The following is a 22,099-nucleotide window of genomic DNA, read 5'->3' as shown; positions in this document are numbered from 1 at the left end:
AAACAGGCTCACGATTTTGAGTATCATTTACAGCCCATACTGCGCCCAGAGCGCTTTTTCATCTAGTTGATCCAGCGCATCTGACAATACCCGCGCGCCAAATCTTTGGAAAAGCGATCGCTTGGGTCCATAGACAGCGAACTTCACCTTATCCCCGTAGACTTCTTTCATTCTGGGCACCAGATGGCCAACCCCATCGACAAGGCCAGGGTCAATAGCTGCCCCGCCAACCCAGATTTCGCCTGTGAACAGGTCTTTGTCTTCCGACAGCTTCGCACCGCGCCGCGCTTTGACATGCGCGATAAAAGCCTCATGAATATTCAGCTGAAGGGCTTTCAGACGCTTCACATCAGCCGGACGTTCGGGCCGGAACGGGTCCAGCATAGATTTATCCTTGCCAGCAGTGTGCACACGCCGCTCTATGCCTTGCCGCTCCATCAATTCGTGAAAGCCAAACGAGGCAGAGATCACACCGATAGAGCCTACAATCGAACTGGCATCAACCCAAATCTCATCAGCGCTGGCAGCCAGCCAGTAACCGCCCGACGCCGCGACATCTTCAATAAACGCATAAACCGGCAATTCCTTTTCTTCGGCCAAGCGCCGGATACGTGCGCCTATCAGCGAAGATTGAACCGGTGAGCCACCTGGCGAATTCAGAAGCAACGCAACAGCGTCAGGCTTTCCTTTGCGGAATGCTTTTTCCAACACCGGTGCAAGGCTTTGGTCATTGAGGTTTCCACCACGCCCCCAGCAGCAATAATGCCCGACATACGGACAACCGCCACCATCGGATCGGGTTTCAAAAAAGGGATCCAGCGCTTCATCTGAGATGATGTAGAGTTGTGTCGCCCGCCAAACAAGAGCAAAGCCCATCTGGCCTTAAAGTTGTTGCGCCGTTACACGACGTAAATATCGATTTCATCCTTCCGGCATTTCCTTTTGTAAAATAGACTGACTCAGCAGCGGTGGAGGAAAAGCCATGAAGGACTCGAATTTTCTAAATGAAAACAACGCTCGACATATGTGGCACCCGATGGGTCATCCCGGCACACTGCACGATACACCGCCCCACATCATCAAAAGCGCCGAAGGCTCTACCATAACAGATGCCGGTGATCACAAAGTAGTGGACGGCGTTGGCGGGCTCTGGTGCGTGAATGTGGGATACTCCTGCGATCCGATAAAAGAGGCAATTGCCGAACAGCTACAGGTTCTTCCCTATTATTCTGCTTTTGCTGGCACATCGAACGAGCCTGCAATTGAGTTGAGCTACGAGCTTCGCGAAATGTTTGGTCCAGATGGTATGGCCCGCGCATTCTTTACCTCCGGCGGATCAGACGCGGTTGAAACAGCCCTTAGATTTGCACGGCAATATCACAAAATTCGTGGGGATCATGGACGAACCAAATTTCTGTCTCTGAAAAAAGGCTATCATGGCACCCATTTTGGTGGTGCGTCGGTCAATGGCAACAACCGCTTCCGCATTCAATATGAGCCCCTGTTGCCGGGGTGTTTCCACCTACCCTCGCCTTATGCCTATCGAAACCCGTTCAATGAGACAGACCCGGATAAATTGGCCGATCTTTGCGTTGCCGCAGCAGTGGACGAGATCGAGTTTCAAGGGGCCGAGACCATTGCAGCCTTCATTATGGAGCCCATTCAGGGCGCAGGTGGTGTAATCGTTCCCCCCGCTGCGTTCATGGGTAAGATGCGCGAACTCTGTTCCCGTTACGGTGTCTTGATGATTGCGGATGAGGTGATCACCGGGTTTGGACGCTCAGGCGATTGGTCCGGGTCACGCCATTGGGGGTGAAACCCGACATGATGACGATGGCCAAGGGCATTACCTCTGGCTATTTTCCATTTGGGGCCTGCATGGTCTCTGAAACAGTGGCCGAGGTGTTTGAAACCGGTAATCCGGCCACGGCCAGCATCTGGCATGGCTACACCTATTCCGCCCATCCAGTCGGGGCCGCCGCAGCACTTGCCTGTCTGCGCGAAAGCAAGCGTTTGAAAATCAACGAAAATGCTGGGCCGCGCGGGACACAACTGTTCAGCGGATTGCTTGCATTGAAGGATAAGTACCCCATTATTGGCGATGTGCGTGGTGGCCATGGTCTTATGGCTGCACTGGAACTGGTGAGCGATCCAACCAGAAAAACTGCCGCTGCCCCGGATATTGTCAGCAAGGTTTTCAATACGACTTACGAGGCGGGTGCCATGGTGCGGATTGGCGGCAATAATCTGATGATGTCCCCGCCATTGATTGTTACAGAGGCTGAGATCGATCAAATCCTGTCTGCGTTAGAGACAGGCCTGCAAGCCGTATAGCTTTTATTTCTTGTTCATCTGCGACAGGGCTTTTTGCATATCCGCAAGCTGTTTCTTTATCTCATCCAGCTCTGATGCCTTCGCGTCAGACATCTCTTCCGGTTCGGGGTCGTCTTCAGATGGCCCTGACCACCCACCCATCATGGTTTTCATAAAGGCTTCCTGCTGCGCTTTGATCTGATCAAAGCCAGGTACAGCAGACATCGGACTTGTCATCGTCTCAACCATCTTCGATTGCCCTTCACGCAGCATGTCAAAGCTGGCTGCCAGAAAATCCGGAACCATGGATTGCGCGTTGGTTGTATAACTGCGCACCAGATCGGTCAGCACATTGATCGGCAGAACATTTTCACCCCGGCTTTCATGCTCGGCAATGATCTGCAGAAGATATTGTCGTGTCAGGTCATCGCCGCTTTTGAGATCGACGATCTTGACCTCGCGACCATCCCGTATGAACCCGGATATATCTTCGAGCGTCACATAATCGCTGGTCTCGGTATTATAGAGCCTGCGGCTGGCGTAGCGTTTGATCAGCAGAGGTGTAGTATTATCAGTCACGGGCGGCCCCAGATTTTGCACTGCAGAAAACGCTAACGCAGACGTTTTGAAAAGAAAAGGGGTGGCAGAGAATAGCACCTATTCCTGCCCTCTTAAAATTCTGGCGGGACGGATGGATAATGGGCGCCATGCAAAAGCAAGCCCGGTTAAAACTGTGACGACAATACCGCCCAGAATAATCATTAGGGCCGAGCCCCATGCAAAGATAAAATCGGTTTCCATCACGAAGACACACACCGCCCACCCTGCCAAGGCCCCAGCGGCAATAGCCACAAGACCAGCCGTTGCCCCAAGAAATACGGACCGTAGCGCAAAATTTGCGAGGATCGCGCCACGCGATGCACCCAGTGTCTTCAGGATTGCACCTTCATAGACCCGCGCCTGCTCGCTGGCGGCCGCAGTTCCGATCAGAACCACAGCGCCGGTGATCAATGTTGCAAGCGCCCCGTAAGTGATCGCCGCAGCAATGCCTGCCAGAACCTCTGACACTCGGGCAATGGCATCGCGGACCCGGATGGCCGTGATATTGGGATAGGCCGTTGCGATGTCGCGCAGAATTTCAGCTTCGATCGCAGGATCGGCATAAATCGTGGCGATATGCGTATGCGGTGCGGCTTGTAATGCCGACGGGTTCATTGACAGGATAAACCCGATCCCGGCCGTGGAAAAATCCACCTCACGTAGGCTGGTGATTTTGGCTGTGATGTCGCGGCCTAGCACGTTGATCGTGATGGTATCGCCCAGACCAATTCCCATCTCGGCAGCTTCTTCAGCGGCAAAGCTGATCTGCGGGGGGCCAGCGTAATCCGCAGCCCACCATTGGCCTTGCGTGATCTTGGTTTGAGGTGTCGGCTGCGCAGAATAGGTAATGCCGCGATCACCCTGCAACACCCAGTGATCTCCTGCCACCTCGGCGGCAGGTTTGCCATTTATCTGTGTGATGATCCCACGCAGCATAGGCGCGCTTTCCATCTTCTCGACGCCAGGTTTGGCAGCCAGAAGACCCTGTACACCGCCCAATTGATCAGTCTGGATGTCCACAACAAAATAAGCCGGGGCTACGTCCGGCAAATCACTGGCAATCGCGTTTCGCAGGTTCCAGTCGATCTGACCAACCGCGGCAAGGACCGACAGACCCAGCCCAAGCGAGACGATGACCGAGGTTGCATCGCCCCCCGGACCGCCCACTGCCGATAGCGCGCCGCGTAGGATGGGACGCCCTCTGATACTACGGGTTTTGGCAAGCATTTTAGCAAACCAGCGCGTCCCATGGGCAGCACCAACAAGAATGCAGAACGCCCCCAGAATACCCGAAGCCGACCAGAGCGTGAGGCGTACAAGACCCGAAAGATAGGCGGCGATCCCAACTAGAAGTGCCACCAGAATTACACTTGTGAGTATCCAGACAATTCGTGGACGGCCCCGCAGGTCGAGCCCCCGAAACAGGGCAGCCGCGCGAATATTCTCGGTCCGCGCCAAGGGCCAGAGCGTGAACAGAGCCGCCGACAGCCCACCGTAAAGCGCCGCCTCGGCCAAAGGACGAAGCCTGACCTCAAGCGCTACGGGGACGGGCAGACGCGCCTCAATCACGGGAGCCAATGCCAGCGGAATGGCTGTGCCAAGGGTCAACCCCAATACAATGCCTAACCCTGTTAGCGCGCAGATCTGCAACCCGTAGGCCAGAAAAATCACGCGCCCCTGTGCGCCAAGACTGCGCAATGTGGCAATGACTTCAACCTTACGGCTTAGATACGCGCGAACTGCAGACGCGACGCCAACACCGCCAACGGCCAGACCTGTCAAGCCGACCAACACCAGAAAGGCGGATAGCCGATCCACGAACTCCGCGATACCCGGTGCCCCGTTTCTCCTATCCCGCCAGCGAAACCCGGCGCTTTCCAATGCTGTATCAGCTTGCTGGCGCAGCGCATCGAGGTCTGTATCATCGGAGAGGAGCAGACGGTATTCTGTCTCAAAAAGTGTTCCGGGATTAAGCAATCCTGAGTCCGCCAAAGCCGTGCGGGCAACGATGGCACGTGGACCAAGACCGAAACCACCACCACCAGCATCATCGGGCGCGCGGATCAGCCGAGCCATCAGAATAAAGCTCTGCGTGCCAAGCTGTACTGTGTCACCAACCTGCACCCCCAGCCTGTCTACCAAAACCGGGTCAGCAACCAGCCCCGGTAGGTCGTTTTGACCTGTCAGCGCCGTGCTTAACGGTATGTCTGGCTCTAGCCGGACCTGCCCTATCAAGGGATACATGTCGTCTACGGCTTTCACCTGCGTCAGCCCACGTTCGGCTCCGTCAGGTTTGGGAGCGACGAGCATCGACCGGAAGTCAGCAATTTCCGAGACATCTGTAGCGACATGATCGAACCACGCGCGTTCATCCGTGCTGGCGAAGCGGTAGGTCAGTTGCACTGCGACATCGCCTCCAAGAATAACGGCACCTTCACGCTGCAAGCCTGTCTCGATGCCACTGCGCACGACCCCGATGGCCGCAATTGCCCCGACGCCAAGGGTCAGGCAGGCCAGAAACACCCGAAATCCCCGCAGCCCGCCTCGCATTTCACGCCGGGCTATCATGAGCGCCATGCGCAACGCATTCATGAGGCGATCATCCCGTCGTTCAGCCCAATGACACGACCACATCGCTTGGCCAAGCCGGGGTCATGGGTCACAAGCACCAGCGTCGCGCCATAGCGGTCATTAAGATCAAACAGCAAGTCCATGATCCGCGCGCCTGTAGCGCCGTCCAGATTGCCGGTTGGTTCATCCGCCAGTAACAGCGCCGGGCGCACAACAGCTGCGCGGGCCAAGGCCACTCGCTGCTGCTCACCCCCAGACAATTGCGCAGGGTAATGGCCGACCCGATCTGCAAGCCCCACGACCTCCAGCTCTGCCTGCGCGCGATCCAGCGCAGCCTCCTTGCCTGCCAGTTCCAATGGCAAGGCCACGTTTTCCTGAGCCGTCATTGTGGGAATAAGGTGGAAGGATTGAAAAACGATGCCCATATATTGCCCACGGAACCGTGCAAGTGCATCTTCCCCCAGATGGGTTAAATCTTGCCCCCTGACGATAACTTGCCCGCCGGTGGCGCGCTCCAACCCGCCCATCAACATAAGGAGAGACGATTTGCCCGACCCCGATGGCCCGATCAGCCCCACCGTATCGCCAACGGACACGTCCAGATTGATACCTTTCAGGATATCAATCCTGCCTGCGTTGCCATCAAGCGATAACTCCACATCCCGCAAGGACAATAAAGGATCAGTGGTATCATACGGCATAGGTGCAATCCTTGGCTTTGGCTGTCGATCAGCCCTGACCTTGGGACATAGGGGATTTGGCGCTGTCCGCAACCTTGCTTTGCTTACGTGCCTGGCAACACCACTGTCAGCTGAGGAAGTCGTGATCGCAGCCCTGGGCGACAGTCTGACTCACGGCTTTGGGCTGCCTGCCGATCAGGGGTTTGTACCGCAGTTGCAGCAATGGCTTGATGACAAGGGCGCAGAAATCACGCTGATCAATGCAGGTGTCTCGGGCGATACCACTGCAGGCGGGCGGGCGCGGGTCGATTGGACCCTGACCCCCGAGGTGGACGCCATGATCGTGGCATTGGGCGGCAACGACTTGCTGCGTGGGTTGGATCCCGCAGTGAGCCGGGAAAACATCGATGCAATCCTGCAATTGGCCAAGACACGCGATGTACCTGTCCTGATTGCCGGTATGAAAGCCCCCGGTAACTTCGGGCCAGAATATAAAGACAACTTCGATGCGATCTACCCGGATCTTGCAAAAACCTACGACGCATTGCTCTACCCTGATTTTCTTGCCGCGATCGGTTTGCGCGAAGATCCGGCCAAAGCATTGCGGGACAATATTCAGGCCGATGGGCTGCATCCCAATGCTGTTGGGGTAGCCCTTATCGTCGAAGACATCGGTCCCAAAGTGCTTGAACTTGTAAAGCAAGCGACGCGTTGAAACTTCGCACTGTCCTCTGCGTTGTGTGGTGCTAAGTACAGACGATACGCAAGAGGAACGCCATGCTGCTGCAAATCAAGGATCTGTGCAAAAGCTACCGCCAAGGGGTGGTAGAGACGCAGGTTTTGCAAAACATCAACCTGACGATGGCGCGGGCGGAAACGCTGGCGCTGACAGGCGAGTCTGGCAGTGGCAAAAGCACTTTGCTGCATCTTATTGCCGGGCTGGACATCGTGGATCAGGGACAAATTCTGATTGACGGCACCGACATCACGTCCCTTGACGATAACGGGCGTGCAAAAATCAGGCGCGAGTCCGTCGGCGTGGTCTTCCAGCAGTTCAACTTGATCCCAAGCCTGACGGTACGCGCGAATATCGCCTTTCAGGCGCGACTTGCTGGCAAACATGACGCCGACTGGGCGGACAGTTTGGCCGACCAAATTGGTCTGAGCGATCAGTTGGATAAATACCCCGAAGCCCTGTCAGGCGGCCAGCAACAACGGGTGGCCATTGCCCGCACCCTTGCCGCACGCCCGAAACTGGTTCTTGCGGATGAGCCGACCGGAAATCTGGACGAAACAAACGCCGCAACGGTTCTGCAACTGATGCTGGATATTGCCGAGAACGCAGGCACGGCTGTGTTAATGGTCACGCACTCGAAAACCCATGCGGCGCGTCTGGGACGCCAGCTGCATCTAACCTGCGGGACGCTGCAGCCATGATGCGCACGGGTCTGTCTGCCCTGCTGGGCCACTGGTGGCGCAATCCGTGGCAATTACTGACTTTGATCATTGGGCTCGCGACGGCCACTGCGCTCTGGTCCGGGGTTCAGGCAATCAACGCCGAGGCCCGCGCCAGTTATGATCAGGCAGCAGATGCATTAAGCCAGGGCGTGTCCGGCACGATCCGCAGGCGCGATGGCGCGCCGATCGATCAGGCAACATATATCGCGCTGCGCCGCGCAGGCTGGCAAGTCTCCCCGGTTGTTGAGGGGCAGCTTGACGTTGAGAACGGGATCACACTCAGGGGCGTTGATCCACTCACCCTGCCGGGCGGATCGCTTGTAATGGAAGAGACCAACGCCGATGATGCAAATGCGTTCGTTGCATTCCTGCAAGAAGGTGGCCTGATCCTGGCCCATCCCGATGATGTCGCAACCCTGGAGCCGCTGAACATTCCGCTACAGATAAGCGACGCGCAAAGCCCCGGCACAGCGATTGCCGATATTGGCTTGGTGCAACGCGTGCTTAAGAAGCATGCGCAGATTGATCAGCTGCTTGCTGCAACGGAACAGCCTATCGACAAACCCCCATTGGAAACCATCGCCCCGCAGCTTCTACTTACCCCGCAACAAAGTGCAAATGATCTTGCACAACTCACCAACAGCTTTCATCTGAATCTGACAGCCTTTGGGCTTTTATCTTTCGTCGTGGGTATTTTCATCGTCTACGGCGCGATTGGACTTGCCTTTGAGCAGCGCCGACCGGTGTTTCGAACCTTGCGCGCCCTTGGGCTACCGCTACGCCATCTGATCGGCCTTCTGGCGCTGGAACTGATGCTCTTAGCATTGGTTGCCGGTGCGCTTGGGGTCATTCTGGGTTATTTGATCGCCGCGATGCTATTGCCGGATGTCGCGGCAACGCTGCGTGGCCTTTACGGCGCAGATGTCGACGGTCAACTGAGCCTAAGGCCCGTTTGGTGGCTGTCGGGGCTGGCGATGGCCTTTGGCGGAACTGGCGTCGCGGCAGCGGGCGCGTTTTGGCGACTGTCCCGCCTACCCCTGCTGGCCTCTTCACAACCGCGCGCCTGGGTCACAGAAACGGCCCGCACCACAACAAGGCTCGGGGCGCTTGCCGCGCTACTGCTTTGCGGAGCATTAATCATCTTAACCGCAGGCTCCGGTCTAATCGCAGGCTTTGCCCTTCTGGGGTGCCTGCTGGTTGGGACTGCGCTGGCTTTGCCATACTTTTTGAACACAGTCCTGCGCTTGGCAGGTAGTGTTAGCCGTGGCGCACTCACCCAGTGGTTCTGGGCGGACACACGGCAACAATTGCCAGGCTTGTCTATGGCCTTGATGGCTCTTTTGCTGGCAATGGCAACAAATATCGGTGTCTCAACGATGGTTTCGAGCTTCCGGCTGACATTTCTGGACTTTCTGGATCAACGCCTTGCGTCAGAATTGTATCTGCGCGCTGATACCCCTCAACAAGCAAAGGACTGGACGGATTATCTGGAACCTCGGGTGGATATGATCTTGCCTATCATCTCGGTCGATACGCGTCTGAACGGCATTCCCACAGAAATCTACGGCGTCACGGATCATGAGACATATCGCGACAACTGGCAGATGCTCAGCACCCTGCCAAATGTCTGGGACAAGCTGGCTGCGGGGGATGGCATTCTGATCAATGAGCAGCTTTCACGACGTCTCGACCTTGCCGTGGATGATATGCTGGAAAGCGATAAAATCATCGGTATATTCGGCGATTACGGCAACCCCGGCGGTCAGGTTATGCTGGGCGCAGATATGTTCAGTGATCGTTATCCGAATGCCACAGCCCTGCGCTTTGGCCTGCACACAGATCAGCCCGAACAAGTCGCCCGCGATCTGAATGACAAGTTTGATCTGGGGCCAGAGGCCCTGATCGATCAGGCGGGCATCAAAGCTTTCTCGCTTGCGATTTTTGAACGGACGTTTGCTGTAACCGCCACATTGAACGTACTGACCTTGTCTGTCGCCGGGCTTGCCATTCTGATCAGCTTGCTGACGCTTGCCACAATGCGCCTGCCACAGTTGGCACCGGTCTGGGCCTTAGGGTTAACCCGCGCGAGATTGGCAAAACTGGAACTGATCCGCGCCTTGGTGCTGGCGGCGCTCACCGGTCTTGCCGCCATACCCCTTGGTCTGGCTTTGGCCTGGGTACTTCTGGACGTCGTCAATGTCGAGGCGTTTGGCTGGCGCTTGCCAATGTTCCTTTTCCCGCTGGACTATATCAAACTAGGGCTGCTGACTGTGCTGGCTGCGTTTGTCGCGGCCTTATGGCCTGCTATCAGGCTCTCACGCACCTATCCGGGCGATCTGCTAAGGGTCTTTGCCAATGAGCGTTAATCATCTTTTGTTGGCAATGATGCTAAGCTTGATCACGCTTCCAACCTATAGTCAGGGCTTTGCCGGTCTGGGGGCTGATGCCGACGGTTTTGCCGTGCCACAGCCAGAACCGCAGTTCAGATTTCCAAAAGATCACGGACCCCATCCAGAATACCGGATCGAATGGTGGTATCTGACAGCCAATCTCACCGGGCCTGATGGCACACCATATGGGTTGCAATGGACCCTGTTCCGTTCGGCCCTGAAACCAGAGGAACTACCGGGCTGGGTCAGCCCGCAGGTCTGGATGGGGCACGCGGCTGTCACCACGCCAGACAGCCATTTCGTAACAGAACGCCTGGCCCGTGGTGGCATTGGACAGGCTGGGGTCACAGCAGATCCGTTTGAAGCGTGGATTGATGACTGGCAAATGGCGGGTAGTTTTGAAGATATGACCCTGACCGCCAGCGGACCGGACTTTTCTTATGATATGGCCCTGCAAGCCAAAGGCCCTTTGGTCTTTCACGGCACTGATGGGTTTTCCGTCAAGTCAGCCGAAGGTCAGGCCAGCTATTACTATTCGCAACCGTTTTTTACGATCTCAGGCGTGTTGCGTCTGCCAAGCGGTGACATTGACGTCACGGGCACTGCATGGCTTGATCGGGAATGGTCCTCGCAACCTCTCAGCGACACCCAAACCGGCTGGGACTGGTTCTCGCTGACATTCGACGACGGCGCGCGCATGATGGGCTTTCAATTACGCCAAACCGACGACAGCGTTTATACCTCTGCCAATTGGATCGAGCCAGACGGCACAGTGACGCCCTTTAAGGACGGGGTGTTTACAGCGACTGCTATGACACAAAGCACTGTCGCCGGACGCAAGCTGCCCACAAAATGGCGCGTTAAGCTGCCCGACAAAGATGTCGATGTAACCGTGACTGCACTCAACTCAAAGGCCTGGATGGCAACCCGTATCCCTTACTGGGAAGGCCCCGTGCGCGTCGAGGGTAGCCACACCGGGCGCGGTTATCTGGAGATGACAGGCTATTCAGCGAAATAGCCCCCGACCTAACGGTTCTCCGACCCATTCGCCGTACGTTGCGCCCTGATATCAGCTTTTCAGCGCCAATTGCGGTGACAGCACATCGATGCCCAGCGCCTTGCCGACCGCATAATAGGTGAGCTGCCCGGCATGTATGTTCAGCCCGTTCAGCAGGTGCGGGTCATCTTCGCAGGCCTGTCGCCAGCCCTTATCTGCAAGCTCCAGCATGAACGGCATCGTCGCATTGCCCAGCGCAATGGTCGAAGTCCGCGCAACGGCGCCCGGCATATTCGCCACGCAGTAATGCATGACCCCGTCGACCTCATAGACCGGGTCTTTGTGGGTCGTGGCTTTGGATGTCTCGAAGCAGCCGCCCTGATCAATCGCCACATCCACAAGGGCCGCGCCGGGTTTCATCGTGGACAGTTGCGCACGGGTGATAAGCTTCGGCGCTGCGGCACCGGGGATCAGGACCGCCCCGACGATCATATCGGCTTGCGTTGCAAGCTCTGCAATGTTGCCAGCGCTGGCATATTGCGTCTTGAAGACGCTACCAAACACATCGTCCAGATAGCGCATCCGTGGCAAGGACCGATCCAGCACGGTCACATCCGCGCCCATGCCAGCGGCAATCCGGGCCGCATGTGTGCCGACAACACCGCCGCCAATCACAATCACCTTGGCTGGCATAACACCGGGCACACCGCCCATCAGAACGCCCCGCCCACCATTGGCCTTTTGCAGCGTCCACGCACCAACCTGCGGAGCCAGACGTCCTGCAACCTCGGACATTGGTGCCAACAGGGGCAGGCCGCCCGACTTGTCGGTCACAGTTTCATAAGCAATACAGGTCGCGCCGGAAGCCAGCAAATCCTTCGTCTGCTCAGGGTCCGGGGCGAGGTGCAGATAGGTGAACAGCAACTGTCCTTCGCGCAACATCTTACGCTCTACCGCCTGCGGTTCCTTCACCTTGACGATCATCTCGGCGCGGGCAAACACATCCGCAGCAGTCCCGATGATTTCGGCCCCGGCAGCGACATAGTCGGCATCCTCAAACCCGGCACCTGCGCCTGCGTTGGTCTCTATAAGCACCGTATGGCCGTGGGACACGGCTTCACGGGCAGCGTTGGGCGTCAGGCCGACGCGAAATTCCTGAGGTTTGATTTCTTTTGGGCAACCGATGATCATGACAGTCTCCTCCATCATATTGTTTATGTGGATACTGCCAACATAATGCATGAAATTGTTTTGATAATCCTCCCGGTTTTTGCGATAACAGCAGCAGAAATTATCGAAAATTAGCAAATATATCGAAGGATCATGCGTAATGGCTGAGATAGACAGTATAGATGCCCGTATCCTGCGGGTACTTCAGAAGACCGGACGCATGTCCAATGCGGACCTGTCCGAGAAAGTGAACCTGTCCCCCTCTGCCTGCCACCGCAGGGTCCAGCGGCTGGAAAAAGAAGGAATTATCCGCGACTACGTCGCCCTTCTGGACCCGCGCAAGGTGCATCGTCCCACGACGGTCTTTGTGGAAATCACCTTAAGCGCTCAGGCAGATGAGGTGCTGGACGCGTTCGAGCGCGAGGTCGCCAAAGTGCCGGACGTGCTGGAATGCCACCTTATGGCCGGGTCTGCCGACTACCTGCTGAAAGTCGTCGCCGCCGATACCGAAGATTTCGCCCGCATCCATCGCCGCTACCTCGCCCGCCTGCCCGGCGTAGCACAAATGCAATCCAGCTTTGCCCTGCGCACGGTCTTCAAGACAACCGCCCTGCCGGTGTAGCGACTGGCTCAGTCGTCTTGCGGGATCACCCGCAGGCCAAGCTCCATCAACTGATCCGAGGTTGGATCGCTTGGCGCGGACATCATCAAGTCTTCGGCGCGTTGATTCATCGGGAATAGGATCACCTCGCGGATGTTCGCCTCATCGGCCAGTAGCATCACGATCCGGTCGATCCCGGCCGCACAGCCACCATGGGGCGGTGCGCCGTACTGGAAGGCGTTGACCATACCGCCAAAGCGCTTACGCACCTCATCTTCACCATAACCGGCCAGATCAAACGCCTTAAACATGATCTCGGGCTTGTGGTTCCGGATCGCGCCCGAAATCAGCTCATACCCGTTGCACGCAAGGTCATATTGATAGCCAAGAACCTCCAGCGGATCGCCCTGCAGCGTCTCCATCCCGCCTTGTGGCATGGAAAACGGGTTATGCGAGAAATCGATTTTGCCGGTTTCTTCATCGGCCTCATACATCGGGAAATCCACGACCCAGGCGAATGCAAAGCGGTCGGTGTTGGTCAGCCCCAATTCATTGCCGATCTCAACCCGCGCGCGTCCTGCCACGCCTTCAAATGCGGACGGTTTGCCCCCAAGGAAAAACGCCGCATCGCCGATGTCGAGGCCCAGCTGCTGGCGGATCGCTTCGGTGCGTTCCGGGCCGATATTTTTGGCGAGGGGGCCTGCGGCTTCCATACCTTCGCCTTGGTCACGCCAGAAAATATACCCCATCCCCGGCAGGCCCTCTTTCTGGGCAAATGCATTCATCCGGTCGCAGAACTTGCGCGACCCGCCGCCGGGTGCCGGGATGGCGCGAATTTCCGTCCCCTCATGCTCCAGAATTTTCGCAAAAATCGCAAAGCCAGAGCCTGCGAAATGGTCCGAGACCACCTGCATCTTGATCGGGTTGCGCAGGTCGGGCTTATCCGTGCCGTACCAAAGGGCCGCATCCTTGTAAGAAATCTGTTCCCATTCTGTATCGACCTTGCGGCCCCCGCCGAACTCCTCAAACACGCCCTGAACAACCGGCTGGATCGTGTCGAACACGTCCTGCTGCTCGACGAACGACATTTCCATATCCAACTGGTAGAAATCCGTGGGCGAGCGGTCCGCGCGCGGGTCTTCATCGCGGAAACAAGGTGCTATCTGGAAATACTTGTCGAAGCCCGACACCATCAGCAATTGCTTGAACTGCTGCGGCGCTTGCGGCAGCGCATAGAACTTGCCGGGGTGCAGCCGCGACGGCACCAGAAAATCGCGCGCGCCTTCAGGCGACGAGGCGGTGATAATCGGCGTCTGGAATTCGCGGAAACTGGCATCCCACATGCGTTTGCGCATGGAGGCCACAACGTCCGAACGCAGCACCATATTGCGCTGCATGACCTCACGCCGCAGATCAAGGAAGCGGTATTTCAGCCGGGTTTCTTCCGGGTATTCCTGATCGCCAAAGACGATCAACGGCAGCTCTTCCGCAGCACCCAGAACTTCCATATCGCGAATGAAAACCTCGATTTCGCCGGTCGGGATTTTCTCATTGACCAAAGACGCATCCCGCGCCTTCACCTCGCCGTCGATCCGAATGCACCACTCGGACCGGACCTTCTCGATCTCCTTGAACACAGGGCTGTCCGGATCAGCCAATACCTGCGTCATGCCGTAATGATCACGCAGATCGATGAACAAGATGCCGCCGTGGTCACGCACACGATGCACCCAACCCGACAGACGCACCGCGTCCCCCACATGGGTTTTGTTCAGATCAGCGCAGGTATGGCTGCGAAATGCGTGCATTGGATGACCCTTTCAAGAGCGTACTATAAGGCTTCGCGCCGATACATACGCTTCATGGCGTGAAGTCAAGCCACAGGGCGCATCTGTGTTGCAAGACGGGCTCGCGCCGTTGGGGCAAATTAACCACGACGACAAAAGGTAAGGTTTTCATAACCTAGCGCTTTCTGGAAAAGTGCTATTTTGAAGTAGCCAGGGGTCATATGGGATTGGGACATGATGTGGGACAAAATTTTTAAGAAAATGATCGCGCGGCTAATCAAAAGCGGCACGCTTATACTGCATATGCACGATGGCGAGATTTTGACGTTGGGCGACGGCACCCTGCCTGAGGTTACAGTCACGCTGCATGATGCGAGCCTTCCGAAAAAACTGATCCTCAATCCGGAGCTTGCTTTGGGTGAGGCCTATATGGATGAAACCCTGACCATCCGCGACGACGATGTGCGGGGCCTACTGACGCTGGTGATCCGCAATAACGAAAATGGCAACCTGCCGAAATTGCAAAGCGCGATCAGGGCGTTTCATGTTCGCATGCGCAGGTGGACCCAATGGAACACCCGACGGGCGTCACTCAAAAATTCCAAACATCATTACGAGATCTCGACCGAGTTCTACGATCTGTTCCTCGACCCGGATCACCAATACACTTGCGGGTATTTCCGCGATCCCTCCGACAGCTTGGAGCAAGCCCAAGCCAATAAGATGGCGCATATTGCCAATAAATTGCTGATCTCACCAGGGATGCACGTTCTCGACATCGGGTGTGGTTGGGGCGGTTTGGCGATCACATTAGCCCGAGACTACGGCGCTCATGTTGTCGGCGTCTCTTTGTCGGAAGAACAGCTTAAGACCGCACGTCGTCTCGCCGCCGAAGCCGGGGTGGGCGACAAAATCGATTTTCGCCTGATGGATTATCGCAACGTCAACGAGACCTTCGACCGCATCGTATCGGTCGGCATGCTGGAACATGTGGGGCAGCCACAATACAGCACCTATTTCCGGCAGGTCGAACAAAATCTTGCCGAGGATGGCGTGTCACTTATCCACTTCATCGGTCGCACCTCCCAACCAACCGATCTCTCTCCCTGGTTTCGCAAATACATTTTCCCCGGCGGCTATTCTCCGGCTTTGTCCGAGGTGCTGCGCGAGGTGGAAAAAACCCAACTGCAACAGGCCGATATTGAGGTATGGCGTACCCATTACGAACGTACCCTGACAGAATGGCAAACCCGGTTTGAGGCACGCCTGCCAGAAGTCCGCGCCCTGGGATATGACGAACGCTTCATTCGGATGTGGCGCTACTATCTGATCGCATCTGAACTTAGTATGTCTGACATGCCCCTAGTACTTTTCCAGATGCAGCTGGCAAAGCGTCAAGACACTGTGCCGGTTACCCGCGATTATCTCTATGTTAGTGGCGCGGCCAAGCCGAATTCGTCGGTCAAACAGGATGAAAAAATATTGGAAGCTGCAGAATAAGCGATGTGGTGCGATCAGCCCTAAAATGGCCGTACCACATTACCGCTATAGAAATACGCACCCATCCCAACCGTAAACAGCACCACACCGGCAACCGAATGCAGCACCACCGCCTCGGGGAAATTTTGCCTGTGCTCATAACTCCACGCAAATATCAGCCCGCCGATAAAGGTCATCAGGGCGACAATGCCGCTCCAATACATCAGATGCGCCAATGAAAATATCACCGCATTAAGCACCAACGCAGCACGACCACCGGGCAATACCGCACCGTAGCGGCGGAAAAACAGAGGTCGGAAAACCAGTTCCTGCGGCAAGGCCGAGACCAGCGGATAAAACAGCGCTATGATCAGGATAACCGGCCAGCCATCCGCCGTGCGTGGAGCGTTCTCGCCCAGCAGTGCAAACAGACGCTCTGGCGCGCTGAGCGACAAGATCACCCATCCCGCAATGCCCGTCGCAAGGGCTGTCATCGCAACCAGCTGCCAATTGATGCGCCAGACCCCTTCCGTAAGTGAACGCCACGTAAAAGCGTTCGTGATGCCCAAAAGCATGACCCCAAGGCCTGTCATAGCAAAAAGCGCAGGGAACATCATTGATGCAGGCAGAAACACCGCGATGGCCACGGGCACCAGAATGAAGAAGGTCACAAATTCAACCCACCTGCCCCGCCGTACAAGCGGGCTCAGCATTGCTGTATCCGTCATTGATGGCTCCTGTTTCTTTTCGCCTACATAAGCCGCCCGGAACAAAACTCCAGTCACGCTTTGTAATGCTTCGCCGGGTTTTATAGCCCAAAGCTGCCATAGGGAATGTATCGCACCGGATCGCCGGGGGTGATGATTGCGGCACCGTCCGGCAGCTCGACCAACCCATCCGACCAGCTAAGCCCCGATATCCGGCCCGACCCTTCGGAGGCGAAGACCTCAACGCGACCATCGTCAGTCAGTCGCGCCCGCAGGTATTCCCGCCGACCGGGCTTCTTACGCTTCGAAAACGCGGCCGGCATCATATATCCCACTGGCGCAGACCACCCTGCCCCGGCCAGCTTGGCAAAGGCTGGTCGCGCAAAGATCAGCGTGCATACGAAAGCTGCCACTGGGTTGCCGGGCAACCCGAATAACGGAACGCCATTCCACTGGGCCAATGCAAGAGGGCGCCCCGGTTTCAAAGCGATGCGCCAAGCGTGTAGTGTTCCAGCCTCTGACAGCAGTGCCGAGACGTGGTCTTCATCCCCCGCAGACGCACCGCCAGAGGTCAGGATCGCGTCACAGCATGTCGCGGCCTTGTCCAAACAAGCCCGCAATGCGGTACTATCATCCTGAACATGACCCAGATCAACCGGTATGTATCCCCAACGCTCGATCAGGCTCAACAACATCGGCCGGTTCGCATCACAAGTCTGATCCGGGCGGGTGGCAGACGCGGGGTCGACAAGTTCGTCCCCTGTGGACAGAACACCTACGCGCAAACGCTCAAAGACCGACACGTCCGAGACACCAAGCGCTGCAAGCAAGGCAATGTCCTGTGGGCGCATAACATGGCCTTTGGGAAAGGCCAGCGCGTCTGCCATCACATCTTCACCTGCGCGCCGCGCATTGGCGCGGGCTTTAACGGGGCCGCAGAAGGCAACATGGGTTTCGGTCACGGCACAGTCTTCTTCCAGCACCACGGTATCCACGCCATCGGGCAGGATCGCGCCGGTCAGGATACGGATCGCATGACCTTTAGGAACCGTGCCAGTGAAAGCCGCCCCCGCAGCTGCGCGACCTGTGATCAGCGGTAAAAGTTGATCACCCGCCCCTGTTGCGCTATGGGCAAAGCCGTAGCCATCGACAGCCGCATTCGCGGCAGGTGGGTTTGAGCGTCGCGCCATGACGTCCTGCGCCAAAACACGCGACAGCGCCTGCGTGTGATCCAGTGTGGATTGCCCCATAACGGGGTGCAGGGCTGCATCGAGCAGCGACAATGCCTCATCCACGGGGGTCCATTCGACACCTGCTGGCAGGGCAAAACAATCGTTTTTCAGACGCGGCGGCGTTGGCATGCGCAAGGCGTCTTCTGCCCCGACACCAAGGATCCAGCCTTCCTGTCCCCCTTGCACGCCCGCATCCAAGGCGTCCTGAAGCGTGCCATCCGCATCCATCCGGGCCAAAGCCAGCGCCAGAAGGCGGACCTGATGGGCATCCTTGATGCCCCCTTGGACAAGGGCTGTCTTGACCTGATCCGAAAGCAGCGAGGGCCAGACTTCGACCAATGCAATAGTGAGCGTCAGTGGCTCAAACGGCCAGACCGCAACCTGCCCGGCAAACCGCGCGCGCAACCGCGCCAGAACCGGCAAGCCCATGATGACTTGTGAGCCTACGGCCCCGGCACCAGAAAGCTGCCAGCAAGAAAAGCTGCCCTTGGCCTTGGTCTCGACCAATCGCTTTTCGGAGAACGGAGCCCCCGTTCGATCCTTTCCCTTACGTGGTAAGTGGTCAATATCGCGGTTTTTCAGCCCGTTGCCCCAGAACGGGCCAATACCGGAGAACATCGCGTTGATTTGTCCTGCCAGATCGAACCGGTTGTTGGCGTCCGGGCTGTCCTCGACATGTGCCTTGAACCAGTCCCAAAGCGCCAAAGGGTCTGGCTTACCCGTCACGGCTTCGGCAAACCTTTGGGGATAGGCGAACGGAAAATCAAGCCCGAGACAAACGCGATTGCCTTGCGCCAATTCGGCGTCCAGCCGGTCCGACAACCAGTCTTCCGCAACACCACGATTGCGCAGATAGACAGGTGTTTCGGCCACGCCATTTTGGACCGCGCAGGCCCAGATTGCATCCTTTTTGGGCTTTGGTCCGCAATCATTCCCGCCAGACCAGTCGACAATAATATAGGTGTCAAACAGGCTCATCGTCCGATCTCGTTCAGGATGAAATCGGCGATGGCTTCGGTGTCGTCCAGATCGAAGACAGGGATATTCATGCCCGAAAGCGGCTCATCACTGGCCAGCGCCCGGATCGTTGGATCATCACGCGCAATCAGGGGCTGACCTGTTTCGGCCCGATGCGCCTCGATCTTGGGGTGCGCGTCGCGCTTGTAGCCCTCAACCAGCACCAGATCGACGGGCGCAAGCCTGTCCAGCAGGTCTTGCAACGATGGCTCACCCACCTCGCGCAATTCATGCATCAATGCCCAGCGGTTCGCCGATGCCAACAGCACCTCTTGCGCGCCTGCGACGCGGTGGCGGTGACTGTCCTTGCCCGGTTGGTCCACATCAAAGCTGTGATGGGCATGTTTAACGGTCGAGACAGACAGCCCCCGCGCCGTTATCTCTGTGACCAGCCGTTCCATCAGCCCGGTTTTGCCAGAGTTTTTCCAGCCGACGATCCCAAAGACAGTCATGTCAGCAATGCCTCTGCCTGTGATAGATCATCAGGCGTGTTGACATTGAAGAACGGATCAAACGGATCGGCTTCAAAAAGGGCCGTGGCGGTGCCGTGCTTGTCTGTCCATTGCACAACCTTGCGCAGACCGCCCTGCAAAGCGGCGCGCAAATCGTCGCGCAGATGGGTGGGCCAAAGGCCGAATGTCGGATGCCGGGCGGTGCCGCGTTTGGGGTCCGGCGTGGCCGCCAGTGCGATGGGGGCGCTTTCAGCGGCCAGCATCAGGCGGGGAACAAGATCGCAGGGGAAAAACGGCGTGTCGGCTGCGGCGGTGACGATATGGCTGTGGCCACGCGATGCGGCCCAGTCAAGACCGGCCAGAACGCCCGCCAGTGGCCCGGCATAGCCGTCAATGCTGTCTTTCAGGACGGGAAGCCCAAGATCGGAAAAAAGCGCCGGGTCACTATTGGCGTTCAATGCAAGCTCTGCCACCTGTGGGGCAAGGCGGTCATGGACGCGCGACAAAAGCGACTGCCCCCCCAGAAGCAAGAGCCCCTTGTCACCACCGCCCATACGGCTGGACAGGCCACCTGCCAGAATAACGCCTGCCGGTTGGGTCATGGTGCCCCCTTCCGGGCAGGCTGTCGCGGTTCATCCGCGACTTGCGTAAGATCTGCGTCCCAGACCAGCCTGTCTTCGCCGCTCAGGCACATGAACCGCTTCCCGCGCATCCGACCAATCAGGGTCAAGCCGACCTGCTGCGCGATCTCGACGCCCCAAGCGGTAAAGCCCGAGCGGGAGGCAAGCACCGGGATACCCATCAGGGCAGTTTTGATCACCATCTCGCTGGTCAGACGGCCCGTTGTGTAAAGCGTCTTATCAGAGGCAGATACGCTTTCCGACGCCATCCAGCCTGCAATCTTGTCAACAGCGTTGTGGCGGCCCACATCCTCCATATAGACCAGCGGGCGGGGACCCTGACACAGCACTGTGCCATGGATCGCGCCCGCCGCCAGATAGAGGCTGGGCGTGCGATTGATATGGGCTGCCAATGCGTAAAGATCAGAGGTCTTTACAGGTGTTGCGGGCAGGCTTAACCCCTCCAGCCCTTCCATCATATCGCCAAACACAGTGCCGATGGCGCAGCCTGACGTGCGGGTCTTTTTCTTCAGCTTCTCTTCGTGATCCGTTTGGACCGCTGTGCGGACCACCACCACGGACAGGTCTTCGTCATAGTCAATGCCAGTGACCGTATCGGCGGCACCCAACATCCCTTGATTGCGCAAAAACCCCAGTGCCAGATATTCCGGGTAGTCGCCAATTGTCATCGCAGTCACGATCTCGCGACTGTTGAGGTAGATGGTCAGAGGGCGTTCCTCGACCACATCAATGTCATGCCGCGCGCCGTCCTGCCCGATACCGGACACACTACGCGTCAGGCCCGTCCGGCCCATATCCGGCGCAATCAGATAGCTTTGATGCGTCTTATCACGAATTGCCATTTGAACCTTCCGCAACGCCTCTGTAGCTGTTGAGGCACGGGTAACTTTAGGGCTTGGACATGGCTTCTACCACCACGAAATCCGCCTATTGGCGTGGCGTCCGGGCCGGATTGCCATTTATCATTGTTGTGACCCCTTTTGCACTGCTGTTTGGCGTGGCGGCAACCGAGGCCGGGCTGCAGCTGAGCCAGGTCATGGGCTTCTCGGTTCTGGTGATTGCCGGGGCGTCGCAATTCACAGCCCTTCAGTTCATGTCAGAAAACGCACCCACCTTAGTGATCCTGGCCTCGGCATTGGCGGTCAACCTGCGCATGGCGATGTATTCCGCAGCCCTGACACCGCATCTGGGGCCTGAACCTTTGTGGAAACGAGCGTTCATTGCCTATTTTCTGGTGGATCAACCCTATGCATTGGCTGTTCAGGAATTTGAGCAAAAGACCGGGATGAACCTGCCCGAGAAGACCGCCTATTATCTGGGTGCAATGAGCCCGATTTGCCCGCTCTGGTATATCTTCACATGGGTAGGTGCTGTGATCGGCGAGCAGATCCCGCCTGAGCTTGGATTGGATTTCATCATGCCCATCGCCTTTCTGGCGATTGTCGCCCCGGCACTGCGCACATTAGCCCATGTCGCGGCAGCCTTTGTGTCGATTGTGCTGTCACTGGCGCTGGTCAGCGTGCCGCTGAACCTTGGCCTGCTGATTGCCGCATGTATTGCCATGGCCGTCGGGGCAGAAGTTGAACGGCGCATGGCATGAACTATTCGGACACTGAAATATGGTGGATCATTGTGGTTTTGGGGGTCGGAACATTTCTGATCCGCTTCTCGTTTCTTGGGCTGATTGGCGACCGCCCGATGCCTGAATGGGTGCTGCGCCATCTGCGCTATACGGCGGTGGCGATCCTACCGGGCCTGGTTGCACCTTTGGTCCTATGGCCCACTGCAACAGGCGGGGAGCCGGACCCCGCCCGTCTGACAGCAGCGGTAGTGACTATGGTGTTGGGGGTTTGGACCAAGAACGTCGCAGGCTCCATGCTTGGTGGAGCGCTGGTATTATACGGGATGCAGTATTTGTAAGCGCTGGCATCAGGCCAAGACGTTCTTATGGGTTACATTAAACAAAACGCGCGCAAAGTCGATCTGACCCCGCGCGCGGAATGT

General features: G+C 57.2%; 18 protein-coding genes and 2 pseudogenes. 9 read left to right on the top strand and 11 right to left on the bottom strand.

Annotation, left to right across the window (positions count from 1 at the left end):
• Positions 1-27: 27 nt before the first annotated feature.
• Positions 28-827, bottom strand: a pseudogene (locus ACZ1HF_RS17765) (S49 family peptidase).
• Between the two features lie 155 nt (positions 828-982).
• Here ACZ1HF_RS17765 and ACZ1HF_RS17760 point away from each other — a divergent pair.
• A pseudogene (locus ACZ1HF_RS17760) lies at positions 983-2,334 on the top strand (aminotransferase class III-fold pyridoxal phosphate-dependent enzyme).
• A 3-nt stretch (positions 2,335-2,337) separates the two neighbouring features.
• Here the strand turns inward: ACZ1HF_RS17760 and phaR are convergent.
• The 3 genes from phaR to ACZ1HF_RS17745 all read right to left on the bottom strand — a co-directional run bounded on the left by phaR (position 2,338) and on the right by ACZ1HF_RS17745 (position 6,185).
• Positions 2,338-2,892 carry a polyhydroxyalkanoate synthesis repressor PhaR gene (gene phaR, locus ACZ1HF_RS17755; RefSeq protein WP_472658762.1) on the bottom strand — a complete coding sequence of 185 codons (555 nt, stop codon included), beginning with the start codon at positions 2,890-2,892 and terminating at the stop codon, positions 2,338-2,340.
• A 78-nt stretch (positions 2,893-2,970) separates the two neighbouring features.
• Positions 2,971-5,505, bottom strand: a complete 2,535-nt coding sequence (locus tag ACZ1HF_RS17750; RefSeq protein WP_472658761.1) for an ABC transporter permease — start codon at positions 5,503-5,505, stop codon at positions 2,971-2,973.
• Entirely contained in the window at positions 5,502-6,185 is a 684-nt protein-coding gene (locus tag ACZ1HF_RS17745) for an ABC transporter ATP-binding protein (RefSeq protein WP_472658760.1), read from the bottom strand. Before ACZ1HF_RS17745 ends, ACZ1HF_RS17750 begins: the two co-directional genes overlap by 4 nt.
• 34 nt (positions 6,186-6,219) lie before the next feature.
• On the opposite strand from ACZ1HF_RS17745, the gene ACZ1HF_RS17740 reads away from it, so the two are divergent.
• From ACZ1HF_RS17740 to ACZ1HF_RS17725, 4 genes are all read left to right on the top strand, one after another.
• Complete coding sequence (locus tag ACZ1HF_RS17740) at positions 6,220-6,879, top strand: arylesterase (RefSeq protein ID WP_472659080.1); 660 nt, start codon at positions 6,220-6,222, stop codon at positions 6,877-6,879.
• A 62-nt stretch (positions 6,880-6,941) separates the two neighbouring features.
• Positions 6,942-7,601, top strand: a complete 660-nt coding sequence (locus ACZ1HF_RS17735) for an ABC transporter ATP-binding protein (protein ID WP_472658759.1) — start codon at positions 6,942-6,944, stop codon at positions 7,599-7,601.
• Positions 7,598-9,988, top strand: a complete 2,391-nt coding sequence (locus tag ACZ1HF_RS17730) for an ABC transporter permease (RefSeq protein ID WP_472658758.1) — start codon at positions 7,598-7,600, stop codon at positions 9,986-9,988. The genes ACZ1HF_RS17735 and ACZ1HF_RS17730 overlap by 4 nt, the downstream gene beginning before the upstream one ends.
• A complete protein-coding gene (locus tag ACZ1HF_RS17725) occupies positions 9,978-11,030 on the top strand; it encodes a lipocalin-like domain-containing protein (RefSeq protein WP_472658757.1) in 1,053 nt (350 codons plus the stop codon). The genes ACZ1HF_RS17730 and ACZ1HF_RS17725 overlap by 11 nt, the downstream gene beginning before the upstream one ends.
• A 51-nt stretch (positions 11,031-11,081) precedes the next feature.
• Here the strand turns inward: ACZ1HF_RS17725 and ald are convergent, their stop codons facing one another.
• Positions 11,082-12,200: an alanine dehydrogenase gene (gene ald / locus ACZ1HF_RS17720; protein WP_472658756.1), complete on the bottom strand. Its 1,119-nt coding sequence runs from the start codon at positions 12,198-12,200 to the stop codon at positions 11,082-11,084.
• A gap of 139 nt (positions 12,201-12,339) precedes the next feature.
• Here ald and ACZ1HF_RS17715 point away from each other — a divergent pair, with 139 nt between their 5' ends.
• Entirely contained in the window at positions 12,340-12,801 is a 462-nt protein-coding gene (locus ACZ1HF_RS17715; protein ID WP_472658755.1) for an Lrp/AsnC family transcriptional regulator, read from the top strand.
• 8 nt (positions 12,802-12,809) lie between these two features.
• On the opposite strand, the gene aspS is transcribed toward ACZ1HF_RS17715, so the two are convergent.
• Positions 12,810-14,588 (bottom strand): aspartate--tRNA ligase, encoded by a 1,779-nt coding sequence (aspS, locus tag ACZ1HF_RS17710; protein WP_472658754.1) that lies wholly within the window; start codon positions 14,586-14,588, stop codon positions 12,810-12,812.
• A gap of 213 nt (positions 14,589-14,801) precedes the next feature.
• Between aspS and ACZ1HF_RS17705 the strand changes: the two genes are divergently transcribed.
• Positions 14,802-16,067, top strand: coding sequence for a class I SAM-dependent methyltransferase (locus ACZ1HF_RS17705; RefSeq protein WP_472658753.1), 1,266 nt, complete (start codon positions 14,802-14,804; stop codon positions 16,065-16,067).
• Between the two features lie 20 nt (positions 16,068-16,087).
• Here the strand turns inward: ACZ1HF_RS17705 and ACZ1HF_RS17700 are convergent, their stop codons facing one another.
• From ACZ1HF_RS17700 to ACZ1HF_RS17680, 5 genes are all read right to left on the bottom strand, one after another.
• Entirely contained in the window at positions 16,088-16,774 is a 687-nt protein-coding gene (locus tag ACZ1HF_RS17700) for a lysostaphin resistance A-like protein (RefSeq protein WP_472658752.1), read from the bottom strand.
• An 80-nt stretch (positions 16,775-16,854) separates the two neighbouring features.
• Positions 16,855-18,963 carry a molybdopterin-binding protein gene (locus tag ACZ1HF_RS17695; RefSeq protein ID WP_472658751.1) on the bottom strand — a complete coding sequence of 703 codons (2,109 nt, stop codon included), beginning with the start codon at positions 18,961-18,963 and terminating at the stop codon, positions 16,855-16,857.
• Complete coding sequence (gene mobB, locus ACZ1HF_RS17690; RefSeq protein ID WP_472658750.1) at positions 18,960-19,454, bottom strand: molybdopterin-guanine dinucleotide biosynthesis protein B; 495 nt, start codon at positions 19,452-19,454, stop codon at positions 18,960-18,962. The genes ACZ1HF_RS17695 and mobB overlap by 4 nt, the downstream gene beginning before the upstream one ends.
• Complete coding sequence (gene mobA / locus ACZ1HF_RS17685; protein WP_472658749.1) at positions 19,451-20,056, bottom strand: molybdenum cofactor guanylyltransferase MobA; 606 nt, start codon at positions 20,054-20,056, stop codon at positions 19,451-19,453. Before mobA ends, mobB begins: the two co-directional genes overlap by 4 nt.
• Entirely contained in the window at positions 20,053-20,937 is an 885-nt protein-coding gene (locus tag ACZ1HF_RS17680) for a formate dehydrogenase accessory sulfurtransferase FdhD (RefSeq protein ID WP_472658748.1), read from the bottom strand. The genes mobA and ACZ1HF_RS17680 overlap by 4 nt, the downstream gene beginning before the upstream one ends.
• A 59-nt stretch (positions 20,938-20,996) precedes the next feature.
• On the opposite strand from ACZ1HF_RS17680, the gene ACZ1HF_RS17675 reads away from it, so the two are divergent.
• Both ACZ1HF_RS17675 and ACZ1HF_RS17670 read left to right on the top strand, forming a co-directional pair.
• Entirely contained in the window at positions 20,997-21,695 is a 699-nt protein-coding gene (locus tag ACZ1HF_RS17675) for an AzlC family ABC transporter permease (RefSeq protein ID WP_472658747.1), read from the top strand.
• The gene (locus tag ACZ1HF_RS17670; RefSeq protein ID WP_472658746.1) at positions 21,692-22,015 is read left to right on the top strand and encodes an AzlD domain-containing protein; all 324 of its coding nucleotides are present in this window, start codon (positions 21,692-21,694) and stop codon (positions 22,013-22,015) included. The genes ACZ1HF_RS17675 and ACZ1HF_RS17670 overlap by 4 nt, the downstream gene beginning before the upstream one ends.
• Positions 22,016-22,099 lie beyond the last annotated feature (84 nt).

It is taken from the genome of Litoreibacter sp. GN1-5 (assembly GCF_055693805.1).
Note: the sequence above shows the minus strand (reverse complement) of the source record. Positions and strands in the feature narration are given on the sequence as shown.